Origin of the sequence: Pseudomonas sp. ChxA (genome assembly GCF_030263855.1) — a bacterium.
GTDB classification, from domain to species: domain Bacteria; phylum Pseudomonadota; class Gammaproteobacteria; order Pseudomonadales; family Pseudomonadaceae; genus Aquipseudomonas; species Aquipseudomonas fluorescens_CB.
In genome coordinates this window covers 362,618-386,940 of record NZ_JARPMK010000002.1, presented here as the reverse complement: position 1 = coordinate 386,940, position 24,323 = coordinate 362,618, and the positions used below count along the sequence as shown (strand labels likewise).

General features: G+C 61.1%; 24 protein-coding genes. 10 read left to right on the top strand and 14 right to left on the bottom strand.

Annotation, left to right across the window (positions count from 1 at the left end; translation table 11 throughout):
- Positions 1 to 104: 104 nt before the first annotated feature.
- From P5706_RS27465 to moaE, 4 genes are all read left to right on the top strand, one after another.
- On the top strand, positions 105 to 3,839 hold the full coding sequence (locus P5706_RS27465; protein ID WP_285683270.1) for an autotransporter domain-containing protein: 3,735 nt from the start codon (positions 105 to 107) through the stop codon (positions 3,837 to 3,839).
- Between the two features lie 218 nt (positions 3,840 to 4,057).
- Positions 4,058 to 4,531, top strand: coding sequence for a cyclic pyranopterin monophosphate synthase MoaC (gene moaC, locus P5706_RS27460; protein WP_017135207.1), 474 nt, complete (start codon positions 4,058 to 4,060; stop codon positions 4,529 to 4,531).
- Positions 4,528 to 4,770: a molybdopterin converting factor subunit 1 gene (moaD, locus tag P5706_RS27455; RefSeq protein ID WP_065912578.1), complete on the top strand. Its 243-nt coding sequence runs from the start codon at positions 4,528 to 4,530 to the stop codon at positions 4,768 to 4,770. Before moaC ends, moaD begins: the two co-directional genes overlap by 4 nt.
- Positions 4,771 to 4,772: 2 nt before the next feature.
- Entirely contained in the window at positions 4,773 to 5,222 is a 450-nt protein-coding gene (moaE, locus tag P5706_RS27450) for a molybdopterin synthase catalytic subunit MoaE (protein WP_285683265.1), read from the top strand.
- Positions 5,223 to 5,343: 121 nt separating this feature from the next.
- Here moaE and rhlB read toward each other — a convergent pair whose 3' ends face one another.
- Together rhlB and P5706_RS27440 are read right to left on the bottom strand one after the other, a co-directional pair.
- Positions 5,344 to 6,807, bottom strand: coding sequence for an ATP-dependent RNA helicase RhlB (gene rhlB / locus P5706_RS27445; protein ID WP_425540560.1), 1,464 nt, complete (start codon positions 6,805 to 6,807; stop codon positions 5,344 to 5,346).
- A 101-nt stretch (positions 6,808 to 6,908) separates the two neighbouring features.
- Positions 6,909 to 7,565 (bottom strand): alpha/beta hydrolase, encoded by a 657-nt coding sequence (locus tag P5706_RS27440; RefSeq protein WP_200430874.1) that lies wholly within the window; start codon positions 7,563 to 7,565, stop codon positions 6,909 to 6,911.
- Between the two features lie 345 nt (positions 7,566 to 7,910).
- Here P5706_RS27440 and P5706_RS27435 point away from each other — a divergent pair, with 345 nt between their 5' ends.
- The 4 genes from P5706_RS27435 to P5706_RS27420 all read left to right on the top strand — a co-directional run bounded on the left by P5706_RS27435 (position 7,911) and on the right by P5706_RS27420 (position 12,080).
- Entirely contained in the window at positions 7,911 to 8,942 is a 1,032-nt protein-coding gene (locus P5706_RS27435) for an amino acid ABC transporter substrate-binding protein (RefSeq protein ID WP_017135202.1), read from the top strand.
- Positions 8,943 to 9,014: 72 nt separating this feature from the next.
- A complete protein-coding gene (locus P5706_RS27430) occupies positions 9,015 to 10,196 on the top strand; it encodes an amino acid ABC transporter permease (RefSeq protein WP_285683263.1) in 1,182 nt (393 codons plus the stop codon).
- 10 nt (positions 10,197 to 10,206) lie between these two features.
- On the top strand, positions 10,207 to 11,304 hold the full coding sequence (locus P5706_RS27425) for an amino acid ABC transporter permease (RefSeq protein ID WP_017135200.1): 1,098 nt from the start codon (positions 10,207 to 10,209) through the stop codon (positions 11,302 to 11,304).
- 11 nt (positions 11,305 to 11,315) lie between these two features.
- Complete coding sequence (locus tag P5706_RS27420) at positions 11,316 to 12,080, top strand: amino acid ABC transporter ATP-binding protein (RefSeq protein WP_003171943.1); 765 nt, start codon at positions 11,316 to 11,318, stop codon at positions 12,078 to 12,080.
- Between the two features lie 52 nt (positions 12,081 to 12,132).
- Here the strand turns inward: P5706_RS27420 and P5706_RS27415 are convergent, their stop codons facing one another.
- Both P5706_RS27415 and P5706_RS27410 read right to left on the bottom strand, forming a co-directional pair.
- The gene (locus P5706_RS27415) at positions 12,133 to 12,621 is read right to left on the bottom strand and encodes a type II toxin-antitoxin system MqsA family antitoxin (protein ID WP_285683260.1); all 489 of its coding nucleotides are present in this window, start codon (positions 12,619 to 12,621) and stop codon (positions 12,133 to 12,135) included.
- Positions 12,618 to 12,929, bottom strand: a complete 312-nt coding sequence (locus tag P5706_RS27410) for a type II toxin-antitoxin system MqsR family toxin (RefSeq protein ID WP_285683258.1) — start codon at positions 12,927 to 12,929, stop codon at positions 12,618 to 12,620. Before P5706_RS27410 ends, P5706_RS27415 begins: the two co-directional genes overlap by 4 nt.
- A gap of 159 nt (positions 12,930 to 13,088) precedes the next feature.
- Between P5706_RS27410 and P5706_RS27405 the strand changes: the two genes are divergently transcribed.
- Both P5706_RS27405 and P5706_RS27400 read left to right on the top strand, forming a co-directional pair.
- Positions 13,089 to 13,748, top strand: coding sequence for a FadR/GntR family transcriptional regulator (locus P5706_RS27405; RefSeq protein WP_200430877.1), 660 nt, complete (start codon positions 13,089 to 13,091; stop codon positions 13,746 to 13,748).
- On the top strand, positions 13,738 to 15,003 hold the full coding sequence (locus P5706_RS27400; RefSeq protein ID WP_285683255.1) for a CynX/NimT family MFS transporter: 1,266 nt from the start codon (positions 13,738 to 13,740) through the stop codon (positions 15,001 to 15,003). The genes P5706_RS27405 and P5706_RS27400 overlap by 11 nt, the downstream gene beginning before the upstream one ends.
- 19 nt (positions 15,004 to 15,022) lie before the next feature.
- Here the strand turns inward: P5706_RS27400 and P5706_RS27395 are convergent, their stop codons facing one another.
- From P5706_RS27395 to P5706_RS27350, 10 genes are all read right to left on the bottom strand, one after another.
- Entirely contained in the window at positions 15,023 to 15,649 is a 627-nt protein-coding gene (locus P5706_RS27395; RefSeq protein ID WP_285683253.1) for a DUF1120 domain-containing protein, read from the bottom strand.
- A gap of 31 nt (positions 15,650 to 15,680) precedes the next feature.
- Entirely contained in the window at positions 15,681 to 16,331 is a 651-nt protein-coding gene (locus P5706_RS27390; protein ID WP_285683251.1) for a DUF1120 domain-containing protein, read from the bottom strand.
- A 9-nt stretch (positions 16,332 to 16,340) separates the two neighbouring features.
- A complete protein-coding gene (locus P5706_RS27385) occupies positions 16,341 to 17,471 on the bottom strand; it encodes a DUF1120 domain-containing protein (protein WP_200430881.1) in 1,131 nt (376 codons plus the stop codon).
- A gap of 11 nt (positions 17,472 to 17,482) precedes the next feature.
- The gene (locus P5706_RS27380; RefSeq protein ID WP_285683248.1) at positions 17,483 to 19,951 is read right to left on the bottom strand and encodes a fimbria/pilus outer membrane usher protein; all 2,469 of its coding nucleotides are present in this window, start codon (positions 19,949 to 19,951) and stop codon (positions 17,483 to 17,485) included.
- A 61-nt stretch (positions 19,952 to 20,012) separates the two neighbouring features.
- Complete coding sequence (locus tag P5706_RS27375) at positions 20,013 to 20,756, bottom strand: fimbria/pilus chaperone family protein (protein WP_200430883.1); 744 nt, start codon at positions 20,754 to 20,756, stop codon at positions 20,013 to 20,015.
- A gap of 2 nt (positions 20,757 to 20,758) precedes the next feature.
- Positions 20,759 to 21,388, bottom strand: a complete 630-nt coding sequence (locus P5706_RS27370; RefSeq protein ID WP_200430884.1) for a DUF1120 domain-containing protein — start codon at positions 21,386 to 21,388, stop codon at positions 20,759 to 20,761.
- A gap of 85 nt (positions 21,389 to 21,473) precedes the next feature.
- The gene (locus P5706_RS27365) at positions 21,474 to 22,097 is read right to left on the bottom strand and encodes a DUF1120 domain-containing protein (protein ID WP_200430885.1); all 624 of its coding nucleotides are present in this window, start codon (positions 22,095 to 22,097) and stop codon (positions 21,474 to 21,476) included.
- 36 nt (positions 22,098 to 22,133) lie between these two features.
- Complete coding sequence (locus tag P5706_RS27360) at positions 22,134 to 22,757, bottom strand: DUF1120 domain-containing protein (protein WP_200430886.1); 624 nt, start codon at positions 22,755 to 22,757, stop codon at positions 22,134 to 22,136.
- A 28-nt stretch (positions 22,758 to 22,785) separates the two neighbouring features.
- Positions 22,786 to 23,418: a DUF1120 domain-containing protein gene (locus P5706_RS27355; RefSeq protein WP_285683244.1), complete on the bottom strand. Its 633-nt coding sequence runs from the start codon at positions 23,416 to 23,418 to the stop codon at positions 22,786 to 22,788.
- Between the two features lie 41 nt (positions 23,419 to 23,459).
- Positions 23,460 to 24,098, bottom strand: a complete 639-nt coding sequence (locus P5706_RS27350; protein ID WP_285683242.1) for a DUF1120 domain-containing protein — start codon at positions 24,096 to 24,098, stop codon at positions 23,460 to 23,462.
- Positions 24,099 to 24,323: the final 225 nt, after the last annotated feature.

Below are 24,323 nucleotides of genomic sequence, written 5' to 3'. Positions count from 1 at the left end.
TGATTAATTGAGGACCCGGCGTTGGTCTTCCGCGTGATCCTGCCTATTACAAAAAGCCCGATACATCGCTCATTGACGAAGCACATATCCAAAGGGAAAGGAAAATGGACGCAGCAGGTAATGGCTTCACTTTGTCGCAAAAACGCAAGCGCGCTACAGACTCCAAATCGATACCCCTTACACCCATCGCACTCGGCTTGGCCCTGTGGCTGGGCCAGGGTTCCATGGCCTGGGCGGATGACGCCAACCCCTACACGTCGCCAGTGCTGGAGTCGGCCTTCAGGAAAGCCGTTGCCTCCTTTGACCCCAACACCGATGTGTATAAAAACCTGCGGTTTGCCTACGCCGATATCGTCGACCTGGCCGCCAAGGACTTTGCCGCACAGTCCGGCAAGTTCGATTCGGCTCTCAAGCAAAACTACGAACTGCAACCGGAAAACCTCACCATCGGCGCCATGCTCGGCGATACCAAACGGCCGCTGGACTACGCCTCACGCCTGGATTACTACCGCAGCCGGCTGTTCAGCAACAGCGGGCGCTATACCACCAATATTCTCGACTTCTCCAAGGCCATTATCGCCAACCTGCCGGCGGCCAAGCCCTACACCTATGTAGAGCCGGGTGTGAGCAGCAACCTCAACGCGCAACTGAATGCCGGCCAATCCTGGGCTGGCGCCACCCGTGACTGGAGCGCCAACGCGCAGACCTGGAAAACCCCCGAAGCCCAGGTCAACTCCGGCCTGGATCGCACCAACGCGTACTACGCCTATGCCTTGGGCATGACCGGCAAGGGCGTAAACGTCGGCGTGCTTGACTCGGGCATCCTCACTGAACACTTTGAGTTCCAGGGCAAGAATGCCCAGGGCCAGGACCGTGTGCAGGCCGTGACCTCCACCGGCGAGTACTACGCCACCCACCCGCGTTACATTCATGACACGCCGGACGGCGAGTTCCAGAAGGGCGAGCACTTCAGTATTTCCGGCGAGTACGACCCGAAGATCAATGACGGCCACGGCACCGAGATGTCCGGTGTACTGGGCGCCAGCCGCAACGGCACCGGCATGCATGGCATTGCGTTTGACGCGAATATCTTTGTCGCCAATACCGGAGGCACTGACGACAACCGTTTCCAGGGCTCCAACGACTTGGACTACAACGCTTTCATGGCCAGCTACAACGCGCTGGCGGCGAAGAACGTCTCGATCGTCAACCAGAGCTGGGGCCAGAATTCGCGCAATGACGTAGAAAACCACTTCGGCAACGTAGGCGACAGCGCAGCCGATAACTTGCGCGACATGACCGCTGCCTATCGCCCGTTCTGGGACAAGGCTCACGCCGGGCAAAAGACCTGGATGGACGCGATGGCTGACGCCGCGCGGCAAAACACCTTCATCCAGATTATCTCGGCCGGCAACGACAGCCACGGTGCCAACCCGGACACCAACGCCAACCTGCCGTTTTTCAAGCCTGATATCGAGAGCAAATTCCTCTCGATCACCGGCTACGACGAGACCAGTGCCCAGGTCTATAACCGCTGCGGCACGTCGAAGTGGTGGTGTGTGATGGGCGTTTCCGGCATTCCGTCTACCGGGCCTGAAGGGGAAATCATCCCTAACGCCAACGGCACCTCTGCCGCTGCGCCGAGCGTCTCCGGTGCCTTGGCCCTGGTGATTCAACGCTTCCCTTACATGACTGCCAGCCAGGCCCGGGATGTATTGTTGACCACCTCCAGCCTGCAAGCGCCGGACGGTCCCGATACGCCTGTGGGCGACCTCACCGGTGGCCGCACCTACGACAACCTGCAGCCGGTGCACGACGCCGCGCCGGGCACGCCGCAAGTGCCGGGCGTAGTCAGCGGTTGGGGCTTGCCCAACCTGCAAAAAGCCATGCAAGGGCCGGGGCAGTTCCTCGGTTCGGTGGCGGTGGCCTTGCCAGGTGGCACGCGTGATATCTGGGCCAACCCGATTTCCGATGAGGCCATCCGTGCCCGCCGTGTAGAAGACACCGCCGAACAAGCCACCTGGGCCGCCACCAAGCAACAGAAAGGCTGGGTCAACGGTTTGCCCGCCAATGCCTCTGACGATGACCAGTTTGAATATGAAATCGGCCACGCCCGGGAGCAGGCGACGCTGGCACGCGGCAAGGATCTGCTCACCGGCACGACCTACGTCGGCAGCCTGGCCAAGTCCGGCGACGGCGAACTGGTGCTCGAAGGCCAGAACACCTATTCGGGCAGCACCTGGGTACGCGGCGGCAAGCTGTCGGTAGACGGCTCGTTGACCTCCGCCGTGACCGTGGATGGCAGTGCGGTGGGCACCCGCAATGCAGATAACGGCGTGATGACCACGTTGGGCGGCACACTGGCCGGTAACGGCACGGTGGGCGCCTTGACCGTAAACACCGGCGGGCGCGTGGCACCGGGCCATTCGATCGGCACGCTGCACACCGGCGACGTGACCTTCAACCCTGGCTCGGTGTATGCCGTGGAAGTCGGCCCGAACGGGCGAAGCGATCAAATCCAGAGCAGCGGTGTCGCCACCCTCAACGGTGGTGTGGTGACCGTGTCCCTGGAAAACAGCCCGAACCTGCTGTCTGCCACTGAGGCCCGCAGCCTGGTGGGCCAGCAGTTCAACATCTTGACGGCCAGCCAGGGCATCAACGGCCAGTTTGCAGCGATCACGCCCAACTACCTGTTTATCGGCACGCAGTTGAGCTATCAGCCGAACCAACTGAGCCTGGCGGTGGCGCGTAACCAGACGACCTTTGCCAGCATTGCGCAAACCCGCAACGAACGCGCCGTAGCGACGGCGGCCGAAGCCTTGGGCGCGGGCAGCCCGGTGTATGAAAGCCTGCTGGCCTCAGACTCGGCGGCGCAGGCGCAGGCTGCATTCAAGCAACTCTCGGGGCAACTGCACTCGGACGTGGCCGCAGCGCAAATGGCCGACAGCCGTTACATTCGTGAAGCGGTCAACGGCCGTCTGCAACAGGCGCAGGCGCTGGATTCCAGCGCGCAGATCGACACTCACGACAACGGCGGCTGGGTACAGCTACTGGGCGGTCGCAATAACGTCAGCGGTGACAACAACGCCAGCGGCTACTCCTCGTCCACCAGTGGCGTGCTGCTGGGCCTCGACACCGAAGTCGGCGACGGCTGGCGCGTGGGTGCCGCCACCGGCTACACCCAGAGCCATCTCAATGGCGAGTCGGCATCGGCAGACAGCGACAACTATCACCTGTCGATCTACGGCGGCAAACGCTTCGACACGATCGCCCTGCGCATGGGCGGCGCCACCACCTGGCACCGTATCGACAGCTCGCGCCGCGTGGCTTACGCCAACCAGTCGGATTACGACAAAGCTGACTACAACGCGCGCACCGACCAAGTGTTTGCCGAGATCGGTTACACCCAATGGAACCAGTTCGAACCCTTCGCCAACCTGACCTACCTGAACTACCAGAGCGATTCGTTCAAGGAAAAAGGCGGCGCCGCAGCCTTGCATGCCAGCAAGCAAAGCCAGGACGCGACGCTTTCCACCTTGGGCCTGCGCGCACATACCCAACTGCCGGTCAGCGCGACCTCGGCGGTGACGTTGCGCGGAGAGTTGGGCTGGGAGCATCAGTTTGGTGACACCGATCGCGACGCCTCGCTGAAGTTTGCCGGCAGCGACAACGCGTTTGCGGTCAACAGCGTGCCTGTGGCCCGCGATGGCGCGGTGATCAAGGCCAGTGCGGAAATGGCCCTGACCAAGGACACACTGGTGTCGTTGAACTACAGCGGTTTGCTCTCCAACCGGGGTAACAACAACGGGATCAACGCCGGCTTTACCTTCCGGTTCTAACGGCCGATACCCTGTGGCGAGGGAGCTTGCTCCCGCTGGACTGCGAAGCAGTCCCATGCTCTTAAAGCAAAGAGCAGGGGCTGCTTCGCACTGGAGCGCCAGCCCGGCCCAGCGGGAGCAAGCTCCCTCGCCACAGATGTTCTTCTTCAAGGATAAACAGCCCTGCGCAAAATTGACTCACAGGTTTACAATTGCCGCTCCTGATCAGGAGTATCCCTGTGCTGACTCATCTCGATTCCCAAGGTCGCGCCCACATGGTCGACGTCACTGACAAAGCCGTGACGTTTCGTGAAGCGGTGGCCGAAGCGCGGGTGCGCATGCTGCCCGAAACCCTGAAAATGATTGTCGACGGCGCTCACCCCAAGGGCGACGTGTTTGCCGTGGCCCGCATCGCCGGGATCCAGGCGGCGAAAAAAACCAGTGACCTGATCCCGCTGTGCCATCCGCTGATGCTGACCGGCGTCAAGGTTGAACTGCGCGCCGACGGTGTGGACGCTGTGCATATCCTCGCGCGCTGCAAACTCAGCGGCCAGACTGGCGTAGAGATGGAAGCGCTGACCGCCGCCAGTGTCGCCGCGCTGACGATCTACGACATGTGCAAAGCCGTGGACCGTGGCATGACCATCGAAAGTATTCGCCTGCTGGAAAAGCTTGGCGGCAAAAGCGGGCATTTCAAGGCGGACCAGGCATGAGCATCAACGTATTGTTTTTTGCGCGTTACGCCGAAGCGACAGGCTTTGACTCGCTGGAGATGGAGGGCGAGTTCGCTACCGTCGATGCGGTGCGCCTGGCCTTGGCGGCAGACCCTGAGTTTGCGGTGCTCAACGAGAGCAGCCTGATGTGTGCGCGTAACGAGGAGCTGTGCGGCCTCGACGAGCCGGTGCAAGCCGGTGACGAAGTGGCGTTTTTCCCGCCCGTGACCGGAGGCTGAGCATGGCCATTCGCGTACAGGCCGAGGCATTTGACCCCGGCGCAGAGGTCAACGCCATGCACGCCGCCAATGTCGGCGTGGGCGCGGTGGTGAGTTTTGTCGGCTATGTACGCGACTTCAATGAGGGCCGCGATGTGTCCGGGATGTTTCTTGAACACTACCCCGGCATGACCGAAAAAGCCCTGGCCAAGATCACCGTGGAGGCCGAGCAGCGCTGGCCGTTGCTCAAGCTTGAAGTGCTGCACCGCATTGGCGCGCTGGAGCCGGGCGAGCCTATCGTGTTTGTCGCGGCGGCCAGCGCCCATCGCCAGGCGGCGTTCGATGCCTGTGCGTTTGTGATGGATTACTTGAAGACGCGGGCGCCGTTCTGGAAGAAAGAGAACACACCCGAGGGGCCACGCTGGGTGGAAGGGCGCGGCAGTGATCACGCGGCGGCGGATCGCTGGAAGTAAACACCTGCTAAAGATCGATAGAGATCCAAATGTGGGAGCGGGCTTGCTCGCGAATGCGGTCTGTCAGTTAAAGATGTACTGACTGATTCACCGCATTCGCGAGCAAGCCCGCTCCCACATTTTAAGGGCGTTTGCGCTCTACAGCCCGCAGCAGGTGCGTCGGCGGCGTCTCGCAGCTGATCTTGCGCCCCAGCAACGTCTCGATCGACGGCAACTGATACGAATCATCCTCGCCCGCAAAACTGATCGACACACCCGCCGCCCCGGCACGGCCAGTACGGCCAATGCGGTGCACGTAGTCGTCCGGCACTTCCGGCAACGTGAAGTTGATCACGTGGCTGATGCCGTCGATGTGAATGCCGCGCCCGGCCACGTCGGTGGCCACCAGCACGCGGATCTTGCCTTCGCGGAAACCTTCCAGGGTCTTGATACGCTTGTGCTGCGGCACATCGCCAGACAGTTGCGCGGCGTTGACGCCATCACGCACCAGGCGTTCTTCGATGCGGCGCACTTCGTCCTTGCGGTTGGCGAACACCATCACGCGCTCCCAACCGTTGTCATTGATCAGGTTGTAAAGCAGCTTGTACTTGTCGGCCCCGGCCACGGCATAGATGTGTTGCTCAACGTTTTCGCTGGCAACGTTCAGCGCTTCGATTTCGACGATGGACGGGTCGGTGGTCCACTGCTTGGCGAGGTTCATCACGTCTTCGGTGAAGGTCGCGGAGAACAGCAGGGTCTGGCGCTCGTTTTTCGGCGGGGTCTGGCGAATGATCTGGCGTACTTGCGGGATAAAGCCCATGTCGAGCATGCGGTCGGCTTCGTCCAGCACCATCACTTCAACCATGTCCAAATGCACGTCGCCGCGCTGGTTGAAGTCGAGCAAGCGGCCCGGCGTGGCCACCAGGATGTCGCAGTGACGCGCTTCGAGGTGCTTGAGCTGTTTGTCGAAGTCCATGCCACCCACAAACGTCATGACGTTGAGGCCGGTGTACTTGGTCAGGTCGGCGGCGTCCTTGGCGATCTGCACCACCAGCTCGCGGGTCGGGGCGATGATCAGTGCGCGCGGCTCACCCATGTAGCGTTCTTTGGGCGGCGGCGTTTGCAGCAACTGGGTGATGATCGAGATCAGGAACGCGGCGGTCTTGCCGGTACCGGTCTGCGCGCGGCCAATGGCGTCTTTGCCGGCGAGGGTGAAGCCCAGCACCTGCGCCTGGATCGGCGTGCAGTACGGGAAGCCCAGGTCCTGGATGGCATGCATCAGTTCCGGGGCCAGTTTGAAGTCATGGAAGCGGGTCTTGCCTTCCTGGGGTTCAACCACGAAGTCTTCGAGTTTCCACGGGGTCACGGGCGGCTTCGGTGCACGTTCACGACGGGGCGCTTTCGGCGCCGGCGCGGGGGTTGCCTCGACAGGTTGGGCCTGTTCGGGCGGGGTCACCTTTGGCTTCTGCGGCTGTGCGGCAGGTGCGGTCCGGCCGGGCTGTTGGCCGTCATTGCGGCTGCCGGAGGAGGGCACAGGAGCACTGGGAACTGGCGCGAGCGGCTCCGCCTCGCTTTTGCCGAACATCTTCTTAAGTGCTTTGAGCACGGTGATCTCATTAATTGGTTAAGGAATGTACGCCGGCCAGTGTAATGCAAGAAACGGGCGCGGCGTAGTGCGTCTGTCATACGGCTACATAAACGGGGGTGTCAGCCCAGGCGAGCGGCCAGCCAGGCGCCGATATCGCGAATCTCTTCGGGTAACACTTCGTGACCCATTGGGTATTCCTGCCATGTCACGGTGACACCACGGCTGTTCAAGTGCTCGTAGGCGCTGCGGCCCATGGCGTTCTGCACCACGTCGTCGTATTGGCCGTGCAGGCACAGCGTTGGAATGCGCTGCTGGCTGGCGGACAACTCCAGCTCATCGCCGAAGGTCGGAGCATAAGTCGAGAGGGCGATCACGCCACCCAGCGGTCCCTGCCATTTAAGGAACGCGGTATGGAAAACCACGGCGCCGCCTTGGGAAAAACCCGCGAGGAAAATTCGCGAAGCGTCTATTCCGGTTCTCTTCTGCGCTTCGATCAAGTCGGTGACCATGCTGGAAGATTCTTCCAACTCTTCCAGGCTGATCGATCGGGCCGGGCTCATCGCCTTGATGTCGTACCAACTCGGCATCTCGTAACCGCCATTAATGGTTACCGGGCGTGTCGGTGCCTGGGGCAAAACGAAGCGGGTGCTCAGCAGGCTTTCCTGCAACGCTTCGGCCACCGGCAAAAAATCGTAGCGATCGGCACCCAGGCCATGCAACCAGATAACGCAGGCGTCTGCGGGCTTGGCGGGCTGAAGAATCAAGGGTTCGGTCATATCTGCTCCATATATGTGCGTGCGCTCCGATTGGGTGCGTCGGAACGGTGCGCGACGGGTTGATCTGTTAAGAGAATGTCGCAACGTTGAATGTTTTGCTATTGACCATGGGCTGAAACGGCTCAGCCACCACTCTGGTACGCGCCTTGCTATGTGTAGGTCGATGTCAGAACTATCTTGTGACGGTAACACTATCAGTGACTGCCGCTTGTGGGATAGCAACTGGAATTACCGCGAAAACCTCATGCCGCTTGACCCCAAAAAAAGCCAACACGGGTCGATATCGCCTCATAAGGGTGCGCTGGGGTTCTAGCTCCGACACAACAAGAGCAACTGGAGGTTTGAATGAAGGTATTGAAATCCACCCTGGCCATCGTTTCCGCGGCCGCTGTATTGGGTGTCAGTGGTTTTGCCCAAGCTGGCGCCACCCTGGACGCCGTGCAGAAGAAAGGCTTTGTGCAATGTGGCGTGAGTGATGGCTTGCCGGGTTTCTCGGTGCCGGATGCCAGCGGCAAGATCCTCGGGATCGACGCTGACGTTTGCCGCGCTGTGGCCGCTGCCGTGTTCGGTGACGCAACCAAGGTCAAATTCAGCCAGTTGAACGCCAAGGAGCGTTTCACCGCGCTGCAGTCCGGCGAAGTCGACGTACTGTCGCGCAACACCACCATGACCAGTTCGCGCGATGCGGGCATGGGCCTGAAATTCCCAGGCTTCATCACCTACTACGACGGTGTTGGCTTCCTGGTGAACAACAAGCTGGGCGTTAAAAGCGCCAAGGAACTGGACGGTGCAACCATCTGCATCCAGGCCGGTACCACCACTGAGCTGAACGTTTCCGACTACTTCCGCGCCAACAACCTCAAGTACACCCCGATCACCTTCGACACCTCCGATGAAAGCGCCAAGTCGCTGGAATCCGGTCGTTGCGACGTGCTGACCTCGGACAAATCCCAGCTCTACGCACAGCGCAGCAAACTGGCTTCGCCGAAGGACTACGTAGTTCTGCCGGAAACCATCTCCAAAGAACCACTGGGCCCAGTCGTGCGTAACGGCGACGACGAGTGGCTGGCCATCGTGCGCTGGGTTGGCTACGCCATGCTCAACGCTGAAGAAGCCGGCATCACCTCGAAAAACGTTGAAGCTGAAGCCAAGTCCACCAAGAACCCGGACGTTGCTCGTCTGCTCGGTTCTGACGGCGAATACGGCAAAGACCTGAAAGTGAAAAAAGATTGGGTTGTACAGATCGTCAAGCAGGTCGGTAACTACGGTGAAGTGTTCGAGCGCAACCTGGGCAAGAGCACCCCACTGGAAATCGACCGTGGCCTGAACGCACTGTGGACTAACGGTGGCATTCAATACGCACCACCTGTGCGCTGATCGCTGATGGTTCTATCACCCGGTGGGCCAACCACCGGGTGATGTTCTGTTCCATTCTTTCCGGGGCACTTCATGCAAAATCAAATCGGCGCACCCAAGCAGAAGCTCAGCTTCAGCGATCCCAAAGTGCGTGCGTGGCTCTTCCAGATCATCACGATTGTGGCGGTGGTCGCGCTGGGCTGGTACTTGTTCAATAACACCCAGACCAACCTGCAACACCGGGGTATCACCTCGGGTTTCGACTTTCTTGAGCGCAGTGCCGGCTTCGGCATCGCTCAGCATCTGATCGACTACACCGAATCGGACAGCTATGCCCGCGTCTTTGTAATCGGGCTGCTTAACACTTTGCTGGTGACTGTGATCGGTGTGGTCCTGGCGACCATCCTGGGCTTCATCATTGGCGTGGCGCGCTTGTCGCCCAACTGGATGATCAACAAGCTGGCGACGGTGTATGTGGAAGTGTTCCGCAACATTCCGCCGCTGCTGCAAATCCTGTTCTGGTACTTCGCGGTATTCCTGACCATGCCGGGGCCGCGCAACAGCCATAATTTCGGTGACACTTTCTTCGTCAGCAGCCGTGGCTTGAACATGCCGGCGGCGATTGCTGCCGATGGGTTCTGGCCATTTGTGGTCAGTGTGGTGGTTGCCATTCTGGCAATCGTGCTGATGGCACGCTGGGCCAACAAGCGCTTTGAGGCCACCGGCGTACCGTTCCACAAGTTCTGGGCGGGCCTGGCGCTGCTCATTGCGATCCCGGCATTGTGTGCCTTGGTTTTCGGCGCACCGCTGCACTGGGAAATGCCCAAGCTGCAAGGCTTCAACTTTGTCGGCGGCTGGGTACTGATCCCTGAACTGCTGGCGCTGACCCTGGCGCTGACTGTGTACACGGCGGCGTTTATTGCCGAGATCGTTCGCTCTGGCATCAAGTCCGTCAGCCACGGCCAGACCGAAGCCGCACGTTCCCTGGGCCTGCGCCCTGGGCCAACGCTGCGCAAGGTCATCATCCCGCAAGCCCTACGGGTGATCATTCCGCCGCTGACCAGCCAATACCTGAACCTGGCGAAAAACTCGTCGTTGGCCGCGGGTATCGGTTACCCGGAAATGGTTTCGCTGTTTGCCGGCACGGTGCTCAACCAGACCGGCCAGGCCATCGAAGTCATTGCCATCACCATGAGCGTGTACCTGGCGATCAGCATCAGCATTTCCCTGCTGATGAACTGGTACAACAAGCGCATTGCGCTGATCGAGCGGTGAGGAAACGCACATGAGTTCGCATACTTTCAAACCCGATATGCCGCCGCCGAACAAAGTCTTCGGACCGATGGCCTGGATGCGCGCCAACCTGTTTTCCAGCTGGCTCAACACCTTGCTGACGCTGTTGGCGTTCTACCTGATTTACCTGATCGTGCCGCCCATCCTGCACTGGGCCATCCTTGACGCCAACTGGGTCGGGACCACGCGCGCCGATTGCACCAAAGAGGGCGCTTGCTGGGTGTTTATCCAACAGCGCTTCGGGCAGTTCATGTATGGCTACTACCCCGGCGACTTGCGCTGGCGCGTGGACCTGACCGTGTGGCTGGCTATCGTTGGCGTGGCGCCGTTGTTCATCTCGCGGTTTCAACGCAAGGCGGTCTATGGCCTGGGTTTCCTGGTGCTGTACCCGATCATCGCCTACTGCCTGCTGCACGGTGGGGTTCTGGGCCTGACCAACGTGGCTACCAGCCAATGGGGCGGCTTGATGCTGACCCTGGTGATCGCCACCGTCGGTATCGCTGGCGCCTTGCCATTGGGCATTGTGCTGGCGCTGGGGCGACGCTCGAACATGCCGGCGATTCGGGTGGTCTGCGTGACCTTCATCGAGTTCTGGCGCGGCGTGCCGTTGATCACCGTGCTGTTTATGTCCTCGGTGATGCTGCCGCTGTTCCTGCCCGAAGGCATGGGCATCGACAAGCTGCTGCGTGCATTGATCGGTGTGATCCTGTTCCAGTCGGCCTACGTGGCTGAAGTGGTGCGCGGTGGCTTGCAGGCAATTCCCAAAGGTCAGTACGAAGCGGCCGCGGCGATGGGCCTGGGTTACTGGCGCAGCATGGGCCTGGTGATTCTGCCGCAAGCCCTGAAGCTGGTAATCCCCGGCATCGTCAACACGTTTATCGCGCTGTTCAAGGACACCAGCCTGGTGATCATCATCGGCCTGTTCGACCTGCTCAACAGCGTCAAGCAAGCCGCTGCCGACCCTAAATGGTTGGGCATGGCCACTGAAGGCTACGTGTTCGCCGCCCTGGTGTTCTGGATTTTCTGTTTTGGTATGTCGCGCTATTCCATTCATTTGGAACACAAGCTCGACACTGGCCACAAGCGTTAGGAGTTGTTGTTATGAGCGAAGCAATCAAACAGCCTGTGAGCCCTGAAGGCATTATCCAGATGCAGGGCGTCAACAAGTGGTACGGCCAGTTCCACGTGTTGAAAGACATCAACCTCAACGTCAAGCAGGGCGAGCGTATCGTGCTGTGCGGCCCGTCGGGTTCGGGCAAGTCCACCACCATCCGCTGCCTCAACCGCCTGGAAGAGCACCAGCAGGGCCGCATTGTGGTCGATGGCGTGGAGCTGACCAACGACCTCAAGCAGATCGAAGCGATCCGCCGTGAAGTCGGCATGGTGTTTCAGCACTTCAACCTGTTCCCGCACCTGACCATCCTGCAGAACTGCACGCTGGCGCCGATGTGGGTGCGCAAGATGCCCAAGCGTAAGGCCGAAGAAATTGCCATGCACTACCTGGAGCGCGTGCGTATTCCAGAACAGGCGCACAAGTTTCCGGGGCAATTGTCCGGCGGTCAGCAACAGCGTGTGGCGATCGCCCGTGCCTTGTGCATGAAGCCTAAAATCATGCTGTTCGACGAGCCGACCTCGGCACTCGACCCGGAAATGGTCAAAGAGGTGTTGGACACCATGATCGGCCTGGCCGAAGACGGCATGACCATGTTGTGCGTTACCCACGAAATGGGCTTTGCGCGCACCGTGGCCAACCGCGTGATCTTCATGGACAAGGGCGAGATCGTGGAGCAGGCGGCGCCGAATGACTTCTTCGACAACCCGCAGAATGATCGGACCAAGTTGTTCTTGAGCCAGATTTTGCATTGATCGAAGCTTGAAACAATAAACCCGGCCTGGTGCCGGGTTTATTTTTGCCTGTTCAGGAGGCCTTGAGTGCTTCTTGTTTTTCGTGGTTGACGGTGCAGGTGAAGGCGTTGCGCAGGTCTGCGCCTTCGGCCAGTTCTTTGGCGTCGGCGAGCAAGTGTGGGTAACGGTCCAACAGGCGCATCAGCACCATCAACGGTTTGGGTGGCGTTATTTCGCCGCGTTCGTAGCGTGAAAATGCGTTGTGCCCGCCACCGGACAGCCGTTCCACGGTTTCTTTTTGCGTGAGCTGCAGTTTGCGGCGGATACGCTTGAGTTCGGCACCGACCATCCGCCGGGCGGCGTGAAGCAACTCATCACCTGCTTTGGCATGGCGCTCGGAGCCGTCAGGGTCATACATGCCGTCCTCGCACAGTTGGCACTCCCAGCCTGAAAGATCATCAATACGTCGCTCCAGGCCTTTGATGCGCAGGGTCTCACTGCGGCCCTCAAAGCGCACCATGGCGTCGGGTGCGCCGCAGATAAAGCAATGTTGGGTTTTCATAAGTTCATCCCTTTGAAGGAGATCACCGGTGGGTTGCTGCCGGAGCAGTAAGTGACCTTGATGTAAATCTCCAGACCGTGTGAATGGATGTGGTAGACGTCCTGCCACACGCGGTGATCCGCATAGGTGGTCATCGACTTGTACAACATCCTGTTTTGTAGTTTGAAAACGACCGCTTGCATCTCGCTGATGTCGAGGTCGAGATTCTTTCCCGCCTCCTTGGCTGCACGGGTTAATGTCTTTGCACCCAGTCGCCTGACATCCGCCTTGATCACCGCCAGATCGTAATGAGGTGTGTACTTTTCCATAAGACACCTGAGTCCAATAATTACCCTAAAAGGGTAATATTACCAATCGAAAATACTGCTCCGTTTGCTGCCTCGGGACACTAGTGCGTTGCCTTTGTAGGCAAGTCCGAATAGGCTGTGGGAAAATTCATCCTATGATTGGACGAAAGTGCAAAACCCATGACAGATATCGCCCCACTGATCAAACGCTCCCTGGTCGATCAAGCGTTGGAGCAACTGCGCTGGCGTATTGCCGAAGGCAAATGGGCCATCGGTGAGCGCCTGCCCACCGAGCCTGAGCTATCCGCCGAACTGGGCATCAGCCGCAATACCATGCGTGAGGCCATGCGCGTGTTGGCGTTCTCGGGTTTGATTGAAATCCGCCAGGGCGATGGCAGTTACCTGCGCTCGATGACCGACCCACTGGGCACGATGCGCGCGTTGTCCCACTGCACGCTCGAGCAAGCGCAGGAGACGCGGCAGATTCTCGAAGTGGAGGCCATCGGCCTGGCGGCGCTGCGCCGTACCGAGGAAGACCTCAAAGGGCTGCGTGAAGCGCTTAAGGTCAGCGCCGAGCTATACCACGGTGACTTGGAGGCCTATATCAGCGCCGACTTGGTGTTCCACACACGTTTGGTGGATGCGGCGCGTAACCCGGCCCTGAGCGAGCTGTACCAGTATTTCTCCAGCATCGTCGGCGCCCAACTACGCCAGACGTTGAACATCTCACCGCGTCGCCAGGCCGTTTTCGATCTGCATACAGCCCTGCTCGAAGCCGTCGAACGCCAGGACGCGGACCGCGCCAAATCCCTCTGCCGGCAGTTGATCAATGAACCTTGAAGCCAAACGTACGACTGAACTCGAAGAGCTGTTGATCGACGCCGAAGCCGATGACGATGTGGTGCAGCACACCCCGCCGGTTGTCGCGCGGCCGTGGCTGTTATTGCTGGGCCTGATTCTGGTGGCACTGAACTTGCGCCCGGCACTGTCGAGCATGTCGCCGCTGCTGGCTGAAGTCTCCGGCAGCCTGGGCTTGTCGGCCGCTAAAGCGGGTTTGCTGACCACCTTGCCGGTGCTGTGCCTGGGGCTGTTCGCACCCATGGCGCCGATTCTGGCGCGACGGTTTGGCGCCGAGCGGGTGGTGCTGGGGATCTTGCTGACACTGGCAGCCGGGATCATTCTGCGCAGTTCATTCGGTGAGGTCGGCCTGTTCGCCGGCAGCCTGATTGCCGGTGCGAGTATCGGCATCATCGGCGTGTTGCTGCCAGGTATCGTCAAACGCGACTTCGCCAAGCAGGCCGGCACCATGACCGGCGTATACACCATGGCGCTGTGCCTGGGAGCCGCATTGGCTGCCGGCGCGACAGTGCCGCTGAGCAAGTATTTTGGCGACAGCTGGAGCATCGGCCTGGGTTTCTGGATTCTGCCTGCGCTGGTGGCAGCCTTGTTCTGGTTACCGCAAGTCGGGCAAAAGCACGGTGCCCACCAGGCTGCCTATCGCGTGAAAGGTTTGCTGCGTGACCCGCTGGCGTGGCAGGTAACCTTGTACATGGGCCTGCAGTCATCCCTGGCCTATATCGTGTTCGGTTGGTTGCCCTCCATTCTGATCGGCCGAGGCCTCACGGCGACGCAGGCCGGGCTGGTGTTGTCCGGCTCGGTGATCGTTCAGTTGGCCAGTTCGCTCGCCGCACCGTGGCTGGCCACCCGTGGCAAAGACCAGCGCCTGGCCATTGTCGTGGTGATGCTGCTGACCCTCGGCGGCCTGTTCGGTTGCCTGTATGCACCGCTCGATGGGTTGTGGGGCTGGGCGATTCTGCTGGGCCTGGGGCAGGGCGGCACCTTCAGCCTGGCACTGACGTTGATCGTGCTGCGTTCGCGTGATTCCCATGTGGCCGCGAACCTGTCGAGCATGGCCCAAGGCATCGGTTACACCCTGGCCTCCATGGGCCCGTTTGCCGTCGGCCTGGTACATGACTGGACGGGCGGCTGGGGCGCGACGGGCTGGATCTTCGCGCTGATCGGCCTGGGCGCGATCATCGCCGGCCTGGGCGCCGGGCGTGCCCTGTATGTGGGTGTCAGCAGCGAAAAAGTCTAGCTCTGCAAGTACTCGATGGTCACAGGTACTTCATGGTCAGCGTCACGGAGCCGTCGATGGCGGCTTCGTCAGCCAATGGCAGCGTGTTAGCCGGGGCGATGGTGGGCGAGATGCGTACCTGCGCGGTCAACCGTTGGATCGGCGCCGGGTTCAGCGCCGTAGGGTCGGCGCTGAACGACGTGAAGAAGGCGTGCGACAGTAGGCTTGTCGGCGCCCAGGTCGAGGAGTCGGCCGAAGCGATGGGATACATTTGCGCGCCATCGGCCAAGATCGACGCCAGATGCAATTGGAGATAGCCGAGCTTTTTATCGGCATCAATCAGCCCCAGGCCGAAACGGGTTGTCTGCCCATCACCATAGGCGGAACCAGGCCGGTTATCCCTGGGTTCCAGCGCCAGCAGTGTCGGCGCCTCGCAGGTAATCGCCAGTTGCAGGTTATGCACCGGCAATGGGGTCGGCTGGTCGGTGTTCAAGTCCTTGGCGGCAATTTTGCCCACATCATACAGGCCGCCATTGGACAGGCTGGGGTTGCAGGCGCTTGGGGTGATCAGGCCCGTGACGTTCAGGTCGATGCTGGACGCGGCAAGCACTTGGCCTGCGCCCGTCAGCATCAGGGTGGCGATCAGTGGGTTGATAAACTTGGTCATGGACGGCTCATGTGGTGAGGGGAAAGTGTGGTTACAGGTAGACCACTTCAAGCGTGGCGGAACCATCCATGGGTGTCTCCACACTCAGGTCCAGGTTCTGCTTGGCGTTGATGACGGCTTCCAGGGTCAGGGTGCTGGTCAGGGTCTGTATCGCCGACGGCCCGGCAGTGCTGCCCACCACCTCGGTAAAGCCCAGCAGGCTCCGGGAACCGATGTCGATGGCGTTACTGTTGGAGGTGCGCCAGGCCATACCGCCGGTGGTGGATTCGGTGCCGTAGACCACTGGCAAGGCATCGGCCACGGTCTGGGTGGGGTCAAAATTCACCGAATACACCCCCAGCTTGTTGCCCGCACTGTCCAGCCCTAACCCGTAAAAGATCTCGCTGTTGACGTGGGCGGTGCCGTCGCGGTTGTCGCGCATACGCAGCGCGAAGCGGCCGGGAGCGTTGCAACTGACAGTCAGGGTCAGCGACTTCAGTGGCAAGCGCGTACCCGTGGCCTGGTTGAGGTCCTTCTGGGAGATCTTGCCAAAGTCGATCAGCCCACCGGCGGACAGCACCGGAGTACAGGCCATGGGGGTGATCAGCCCGCCGACCGTCAGCTCGGCGGTGGAGGCGGCCTGGGCTGCGGGCAGGCTGGCCAGCGAGGCAAAGGTGAGCGTAGAAATCAGTAGCTTTTTCATGCTGTGCACCTACAAGTAGTGAATTTCGAGGGTGCCCGAACCATCCAGGCGCACCTCGCTGCTTAAGTCCAACGAACCCAGCGGCGCGATAACCGCTTCCAGGTTCAGTGTGGCGTTAAGGTTCTGAATGGCGCCTGGGCCGCTGGTGCTGCCGGACGTCGCGCTGAAACCGAGGTAGCGATTGGCGTCGACCGCAACGACGCCGCTGCTGGCGCTGCTCCAAGGCAGCCCGCCGGTGGCGGAGTCGGTGTGGAAGACCTGGGCGAAACTGTCGGCAGTGATGTGCGCCGGGTCGAACAACAGGCGATAGCGGCCGATTTTCTGTTGGCGGTTGTCCAGGCCCAGTCCATAGGTGTTGCCAGCGCTGATGCCAGTGGCCGAGCCCTCGCGGTTGTCTTGCATGCGCACGGCGAAGGCGGTTGGCCCATCGCAGGTCACACTCAGAGACAAAGCGCGTGGCGTCAGGACGGTGTCTTTATCCAGGTTCAAGTCGCTGACCGACAGCTTGCCCAGCTCCACATGGCCACCGTTGGACAGCGTGGGCGTACAGGCGGCCGGGGCAAAGTGCGCTTGCAGGCGCAGTTCTCGCGAGCGCCCGGCGGCCAGGGCGTCGAACAACCCGGCGGCGTCCCAGGTCACGGCATCGCGCACTTTTGCGGCGTCCTCGCTGGCCCAGGCGCTGGCATCGATTTGTAAAGACAGGCTGCGCCCGGCCAACGCGACGCCTGCGCGCATCGGCACGATCCCGTGGCCGGGTTGCCAGGAAAGTTGGCTGCTGACGGCGGACGGCGGTTGTCCCTGGCCTGCAATCAAACCCAACTCCACTGCTTGGCCGTCCAGCACTGCACCGCTGACGCGCAGGCCATAGCTGCCCCTTTCGGTGAAACGAAAGCGCTCCTGCCCCGCGCCCAGCCCGCGATAAAACACGCTCATGTCGATGGGCTGCGGGCAATTCAGCGTCAGGCTCAAACGTCGTTCGCCCAACAGCCGCTCGGGCGCCGGGGCCAACGCCACGGCGCGGTTCATCAGGCCGAAGTCCAACTGCGTCTGGCTCAGGTTCAGCTGGCATTCTTCGGCGCCCCAGGCTGTGCTGTTCAGCAGCACAACACCCAAGAGGCACAACAGGTATTTCTGGCCCATGGTGAAACTCCTCATGGCTGGCTGCACCGGGCCGGTGCGGTTTCAAAATACACATCGGGATCGGCGTTTTTCGGCAGTTCAAAGCTCAGGCGGCAACGTGGCTGCCCGGCTGGCTTGACCCACAGGGCGCGCTGTTCGAGCACATCGGGCAGGAACACCTGGCTGCCTTCCTGCACCAAGGTGATGAACTCGCCATCGACGGTGCTCACCGTTGCGCCTCGAGGCAATGGCTGGCCGTTGTCGGTGGTCACGTTGAGCAACGCCCGACGGGTGAGGGCTACACCGAATTGCACCTTGTCGACCGCACCGCGCCCGGCGGCGATCACGGCCAGGCCGTTGTGGATATCGGCGTTGCGCGGCAGCGAGCGCGGTTGCACTTCCACCGGGCTGCGGCCGTAGGCGCTGAGTTGCGACACCACTGCCTGGCCCTGCCAATCGGTCCATACCGGGCCGCTTGGGGTGCTGACCTTGACCCCCGCCATTTCACCCACCGACACCAGCGCAAAGGTGTCGCGCACCGGGTACGGCGAGAAGGTCACGCCGTCCTCATGCAACACCACGCCACCACGTGCGCCGCCTTGATAGCTGGCGCGCTCGTCGTCGCTGCGGGTGTAATTGAAGTCCAGCTGGCTGTACCACGGCAGCGCCGACACGCCGAGCGACGACTCCACTTCGCGGTCGCGGCTGTCGCGTTCCACGCCGACTCGGTAGCTCAGTTGATCGTTGAGTTGCTCACTCACACCCATGCCGAGGCGATGCTCGCCACCGGTGTTACGCACCCAGGCACGACCGCGGCGGCTTTCACCCAGGGGCACACTGATATTCAGGTAAATGCTGTCGTCGTTCTGCTGGCGCCCGCCCACCTGCCACTCGGCACTGGCCGACACCGACACCCGGCCAAAACTGGTGCCCCAGGACGCCAGCGCGCGGCTGCTGCTTTCACCGTTGTACGACGCCGTGCGCGACACGCCCGTGCTGAATGCACCCAATGCCGGGTGTGTCCAGGAGGCGGTCAAGCTTTGCTGATCGCGGTAGCGCGTACGCTGTTGATCATCGCTATTGCCGACGTAGGTTGAATCCTCAAGGTCGCGGTAGCCCTGGGAACGCCAGGAACCCGCGGTGCTTACCGACCAACTGTCGCTCAAGCGCTGGGACCAGGACAGGTCGGTTTGTATGCCGCGTTCTGTGCCCTCGCGCTTGGGGCTGGCTTGTGCCGCCTGCGCGGAAAACTGCAGTTGGCTGTCTATCCAGGGCAGCCATCCCAGGCTTGCGCCTGCTGAGCGGTAGGCATCCGCCATCAGTGCGCCGGCGCTGACGCTGACTTGTGGGTGCAATGGGCCACTCCAGCCCGCGCTGACCACCCAGGGTTCGCGGCCATCGCTGTCGCCGATTTGCCGCACGCGCCCGGCCGCCACCGAATAGCCCGGCGCCGGCAGGCCGAGGCCGAGCATGGCGGCGGGTACGGTAAAGCGGCGTTCTTCGCCAGTGGTTTCCTTGACGGTGACTTCTACATCCGAGCGGCTGTTCAAGCGGCGTACATCGCTGAGGGCAAACGGCCCGGCTGGTACCACGGTGGAGTGGATCAACGCGCCGTTCTGACGGATTTCCACCTGGGCCGGGCTGTTGGCTATACCGGTGATGGTCGCGCCTTGGTTCTGGTCTTGCAGCGCGGTTTCGGTCAGCACCTGGGCGCCGGTAATTTGTGTGCCGGCCAGCACTGGGTTGTAGAGGCTGATTTGCCCGGCTTGCAGCACAGCCTGTTGCTCGGCGAAGGTGCGTTGGGCGTAAGCGTCCAGGTGGGTCGTGCGCGAGCGGCTGTCTTGCCAGGTCTTGACCTGCCGGCTGCGCACGATCCAGTCGCCGGCGTTGAAGCCGACTTCGGTGTTGGCTGAACCGAAGCGGCTGGTGGTGTCGCCGAACTCGTTGTAGAGGCCGGTCAAGTCGTAGTTGAGCAACAAGGCTTTGCCGCCGGTCTGGTAGCCGGAAATATCCTGCTGGGCGGGACGCAGCGCATCGGTTGACACCACCAGGCTCAGGCCCAGGCCCGCCGGGTCTTGCTCGATCACGGTTTGCGGGTAGCGTTCGATAAAACGATGGCAGGTCGTGGTCCCATCGTCATCGGGCACGTTCAGGTTGCCGGCGTCCAGCAGGGCACGGCTGAAACACAAGCTGCCCTGGCGGTCGAATTCCACGTCTACCCGGCCACGGCGCTGGCCGTTGACGCTGAGGTTGACGGCGTGTCGGCCTGCCGCAAAACGTGGGGCTTGCAGCAGTAGCTTGGCCAGTTCGGGGTCGATGCCGCGTCTGGAGAGCGTCTGGGCGTCGAAGGAATCTGCGATTAGAGGCTCGCTCGCCAGCGTGGCCGTGCACGGCAGTGCGCCGCCCAGGGTCAGCGCCAGGCTGGTCAGTATTCTGCGTGCCCGGTAGGGTGAAACGTCGGGCACGGCTCTGCCGTCGCGATCAGTTATTGCTGTGCTCACAGGGTGGTACTCAGTGTTGGGTGGCTTTGGCAAGCCACTCTTTTTTATAGGGTGATGGTTTTTACAGGGTGATCGATGCTTCGTAAGGCGCCACGGCAAAGCCGTACACCGTGGCCGGTTGCAGTTTCACGCGGTTTGCCCCGGCGCCTGTGCCGGTAACCGCCACGTTCAGGGTTTCACCCGGCAGCACATAGGTGCGCGGCAACAAGGCCGAACCGCTACCGGGCAGCAGTTGCAGTTCCTGAGCCAGGCGCACCACATAAGGGCTCGGGTTGTGCACACTCAATTGGTCGCGTTTCAAGCGCCACTCCAACCCGGTCCAGGGCGTACGATTGGGCGCCAGGCCCTTGGGGTGCAGGATCACCGGCAGGTTCTGGCGCACCGTCACGCCCACCTGTGCGTGCCCGGCCTGAGCCGTCGCGCGGCCTTGGGGCATGCCTTCGAAGATCACCCGTTTCAAGCGTTGGGTGGTCAAGGGTTCAGGCGATTGCAGGATGAAACGAATGAGCTGGCTCTTGCCCGGTTCAACCCTGGCCAACGGCGGGGTTACAAACAACAGGGTTGCCGCGTCTTCGGGAATGTCCTCAAGGGTCACGTGCAGCAGCGCCAGCTTGTCGTCAGTGTTGGTCACGGTCACCGAGGCTTCGCCGTCAGCTTCGTTGACGATCACCACCGAGGTGTCGGGCACCATGCCATCGGCCAGTACCCACTCAGGAACTCCGATCGCCAGTATCAACGCACCGAGGTAGATACCGGTGATGCGGGTGAAGGTGAAGGCACGGGTGAAAAAGGGCTGCGCAGTCATGGTCACAAATACCTCAGGTCAAGCACGATGGAACCGTCCAGCGGCACTTCCTGATCGAGCGTCAAATAGGCCGCAGCGTTGATGGACGTGTTGATTTGCAGGGTGGCATTCACCAAGCGATGAGGCTCCGGCACCAGCGTCCCTGGATGAGCGAACCCCATGTAGTTGTTCGGGAACGCATTGGATTCGGGGAACCAGGTCTCCCCTTTGTTGCTGGAAGCCAGCACCAGTACGCGCTGGCCATCACCCATGGCTTCGCGAAAGGCCAGGGAAACGGTGCCCAACCGCTCGGTGGGTACATGGGTATTGGTGCCCAGCCCGTAATAAAACCCTGGCCCGAGGGATGAGTTGGCGCGGTTGTCCACACCCACCAGTACGAACAGCACTGATTCGTTGCAGCTCACGTTCAGGTCCAGTTCTTGAGTCGGCAGGGAGGTGAACTCGTACTGGTTCAGGCTGCGAGCGGGCACTCTGCCGTGATCGACAATGCCGCTGGCCGACAACGTCGTGGTGCAGGCACTGGGGGTGACCAGGCCAGTGACGTTCAGTTCAGTGCTGGACGCCGCCAGCGTCAGCGAGCTGGCGCCGAGCAGGTAAAGCATGGCAAGAAGGCGTGAAGAAGTGTGCGTCATGGGGAGACCGGTTACCTGGTATTCATCGGTTGTGTGCCTGACAAGGGCAGGCGCGAAGGCCTGCCTTTGCTCAAGTCGGATGCAATTACAAGTAGCGCACGGTGAGGGTCACCGAGCCGTCGATGGCGACTTCGTTGGTGAGGGTCAGCCCGCTGGTTTTGGCAATAAAGGGCTGCACCCTCAGGTCCGCGTTCCATGCCTGGACCGGGATCGGCGCATTAACGCCAGCCACGGCTGGTGCGATAAGGTTGCCGCGCATCAGAGCGAGTTCGTAGCCCCAGGTTTTCCCATCGTCGTAGGAACCGACAGTGCTGACCGGTACACCATCGGCAACCGAACTCACCAGTCTTAGCTGCATGCCACCGAGTTTCTCCGTGCCGTTGATCAGGCCCAGGCCAAACTCCATGGAATCGTTGTTCGAATCAGACCCTTCGCGGTTGTCTTTGGCTTCCATGGCTACCAGGGTTGCGGCGTCACAGGTGACGGTGAATTGCAGGGTTTGCATGGGCAAATCGGTAGACTGATCGGCGTTCAGATCCTTAGCTGAAATCTTGCCGTAGTCGATTGTCCCGCCGCCGGACAGTGCCGGCGTGCAGGCGCTCGGGGTAATCAGGCCCTTGACCGTCAGGTCGACGCTGGATGCGGCAAACACATTGGCACTGCCAAGCAGCAGTGCGGCGGCAGTAAGGGATTTAAAGGCGCTGTTCATGGTGTGGCTCCTGAATGGGGATACGAGAAGAAGGGCTTACCAGTACTTGAGTTGCATCACGGCCAGGCCGTCGATTGGCACCTCGTCGAGCAACGTCAGGTCGCTGGCGGGCACAATCGTGGTGAACGCTCGCAGGCGAGCGCTCAAGGTTTGCAGCGCCATCGGCGCGTAGGGGCCGCTCGGCGGGGCGAATGAGGTCAAGGCGGAGTGGCCCAGGTAGGCAGAAGGGGACCAAGTGGCGCCGCCATCACGTGACAAAATGGCCTGCGCCGGCACGTTGTCGGCCAGTGGGTCGAACAGCCCGAATGCCACGTTGCCGAGTTTCTGGTCATCGTTGACCATGCCCAGCCCGTGGTGCGCCGGGTTAAGCGCAGCGCTGCCGGCGCGACTGTCCACGGTGCTCAGCGTGAAAAACGTCGGCCCCTCACACTGCACCTGCAGGCTCATTTCGCCCACTTGCAGGCTGGTGGGTTTGTCCGGGTTCAAGTCCCTGGCGGTCAGCTTGCCGTGGTCGACGACGCCGCCGTCGGACAAGGTGGGCGTACACGAGGCCGGCGTGATAATGCCGCTGACGCTCAAGTCCGTGTCGCTGGCGGCCCATACAGGGCCGGCACCGGTCAGCATCAATGCTGCGGCGAGGGTGGTAAGGGATCTAGCCATGGGTCACATCCTGTGGGTGAGCGGTGGTTTACAGGTATCTCACTTCAACGGTGGCGGAGCCGTTGATGGGGGTCTCATTGGTCAGGTCCATCCCGGCGGTGGGGGCGATCATGGTTTCGATGCGGATGTCTGCCGTGACCTGCTTGATTGGGGTGGGCGCCCAACTGCCGGTGGATTGGTCGCCAAACGAGGCGAGGTAAGAGACTGGCCAGATGTCTGACGGGTAATTTTCCCGCCAAGTGATGCCGTTATCACGAGACTCAAGCACGGAGATTGCCGCGCCGTCGGCGATTGGGTTGCTGAATACCAGCACGTAATCGCCCAATTTTTTGCCGCTGACCATTCCCAAGCCATAACTGTTCGCTGGGTCGTAGGAGCTACTGCTCTGGTTATCGATGCTTCGCAGGGCCAGCAGGGTTGGCGCATCGCAGTTGATCGCCAGTTGCAGCGTGCGATTTTCAAGTACATTCCAGCGGTCCGGGTTCAAATCCTTGGCCGCTATTTTTCCGTGGTCAATGACTCCGCCGCTCGAAAAGCTGGGTGAGCAGGCGCTGGGGGTGATAACCCCGGTAACGCTCAAGTCGGTGCTGCTGGCAGCAAATACGCCGGGGGCACAGGCGGCTAGCAGAAGGGTTAGGGCGGTGGGCGTGAATCTTTTCATGGGAGCAGGGGCCTCGTGAGCACAGCAGTCAAGTCGGTGGCTTACAGGTAGCGCAATTCCAGGGTGGCTGAGCCGTCGATCGGCTGTTCCTGGGTCAGGGTCAGGTCACTGGAGGGAGCGATGTAGGGGTGGATCCTCAGGTCGCTGTTCAGTGTCGTGATTGCGATGGGTGCCCAAGTGCCACTTGAATTGTTGCCGAAGGCGGCGAGCCAGCCGGGCAGCCAAATAGCGTCCTCACTGTTCTCCATCCAACTGGCGCCGTTGTTCCTCGATACCAGCTTGGTCACCGGCAGGCTGTCTGCCAGATAGTTGGTGAGAATGATCATGAAGCTGCCAAGCCGCTGCGTATCATTGATGAACCCCAGGCCATAGGCTGAGCCGTCGATACTGGTGGACGAACCCGGGCGGTTATCGACGCCGTTGAATGCAAACAGCGTGGCGGCTTCACAGCTCACGTTCAGTTGCAGCGTGGTGCTCGGCAAGGGCGTAGGTTGGTTTTCTTGCAGGTCTCTGGCCGCGAGCTTTCCATAGTCGGCAACGCCGCCCTGGCTGAGGGTCGGGGTACAGGCGCTGGGTGTGATCAACCCTTTGACGCTCAGGTCGACGCTGCTGGCGGCAAACGCCGGTGAAAGCATGGCGAGCAGCAGGGCGCTGCTTAACAGGGATACAGGGGCCTTCATTTTAATTGTTCCATTGCAAGCTGGCAGATAGAGAGGCGTGCAGGGGCACCTCCGATCCCGTGCGGGTGGACGGCCGAGCAGCGGTCTCGTTGTTTATTTGGTCGTTGCCAGGGAGTGGCAAGCCGTCCCTCTTTTGGGGTGGGCACAATTTAGCCAGGCGGGGGCAGGGGGGAAATACAACTATTACGACATTGGCCTGGCGCAAACAAGATCGAGTTGGAGAAG

Coding starts and splice junctions, on each gene's coding strand:
- P5706_RS27360 (WP_200430886.1), bottom strand. CDS start 22,757: ATGGCTAGATCCCTTACCACCCTCGCCGCAGCATTGATGCTGACCGGT.
- P5706_RS27390 (WP_285683251.1), bottom strand. CDS start 16,331: ATGAAAAAGCTACTGATTTCTACGCTCACCTTTGCCTCGCTGGCCAGC.
- P5706_RS27465 (WP_285683270.1), top strand. CDS start 105: ATGGACGCAGCAGGTAATGGCTTCACTTTGTCGCAAAAACGCAAGCGC.
- P5706_RS27355 (WP_285683244.1), bottom strand. CDS start 23,418: ATGAAAAGATTCACGCCCACCGCCCTAACCCTTCTGCTAGCCGCCTGT.
- P5706_RS27425 (WP_017135200.1), top strand. CDS start 10,207: ATGAGTTCGCATACTTTCAAACCCGATATGCCGCCGCCGAACAAAGTC.
- P5706_RS27365 (WP_200430885.1), bottom strand. CDS start 22,097: ATGAACAGCGCCTTTAAATCCCTTACTGCCGCCGCACTGCTGCTTGGC.
- P5706_RS27430 (WP_285683263.1), top strand. CDS start 9,015: ATGCAAAATCAAATCGGCGCACCCAAGCAGAAGCTCAGCTTCAGCGAT.
- moaE (WP_285683265.1), top strand. CDS start 4,773: ATGGCCATTCGCGTACAGGCCGAGGCATTTGACCCCGGCGCAGAGGTC.
- P5706_RS27370 (WP_200430884.1), bottom strand. CDS start 21,388: ATGACGCACACTTCTTCACGCCTTCTTGCCATGCTTTACCTGCTCGGC.
- P5706_RS27440 (WP_200430874.1), bottom strand. CDS start 7,565: ATGACCGAACCCTTGATTCTTCAGCCCGCCAAGCCCGCAGACGCCTGC.
- P5706_RS27435 (WP_017135202.1), top strand. CDS start 7,911: ATGAAGGTATTGAAATCCACCCTGGCCATCGTTTCCGCGGCCGCTGTA.
- moaD (WP_065912578.1), top strand. CDS start 4,528: ATGAGCATCAACGTATTGTTTTTTGCGCGTTACGCCGAAGCGACAGGC.
- P5706_RS27410 (WP_285683258.1), bottom strand. CDS start 12,929: ATGGAAAAGTACACACCTCATTACGATCTGGCGGTGATCAAGGCGGAT.
- P5706_RS27385 (WP_200430881.1), bottom strand. CDS start 17,471: ATGGGCCAGAAATACCTGTTGTGCCTCTTGGGTGTTGTGCTGCTGAAC.
- P5706_RS27420 (WP_003171943.1), top strand. CDS start 11,316: ATGAGCGAAGCAATCAAACAGCCTGTGAGCCCTGAAGGCATTATCCAG.
- P5706_RS27400 (WP_285683255.1), top strand. CDS start 13,738: ATGAACCTTGAAGCCAAACGTACGACTGAACTCGAAGAGCTGTTGATC.
- P5706_RS27395 (WP_285683253.1), bottom strand. CDS start 15,649: ATGACCAAGTTTATCAACCCACTGATCGCCACCCTGATGCTGACGGGC.
- P5706_RS27405 (WP_200430877.1), top strand. CDS start 13,089: ATGACAGATATCGCCCCACTGATCAAACGCTCCCTGGTCGATCAAGCG.
- P5706_RS27350 (WP_285683242.1), bottom strand. CDS start 24,098: ATGAAGGCCCCTGTATCCCTGTTAAGCAGCGCCCTGCTGCTCGCCATG.
- P5706_RS27415 (WP_285683260.1), bottom strand. CDS start 12,621: ATGAAAACCCAACATTGCTTTATCTGCGGCGCACCCGACGCCATGGTG.
- P5706_RS27375 (WP_200430883.1), bottom strand. CDS start 20,756: ATGACTGCGCAGCCCTTTTTCACCCGTGCCTTCACCTTCACCCGCATC.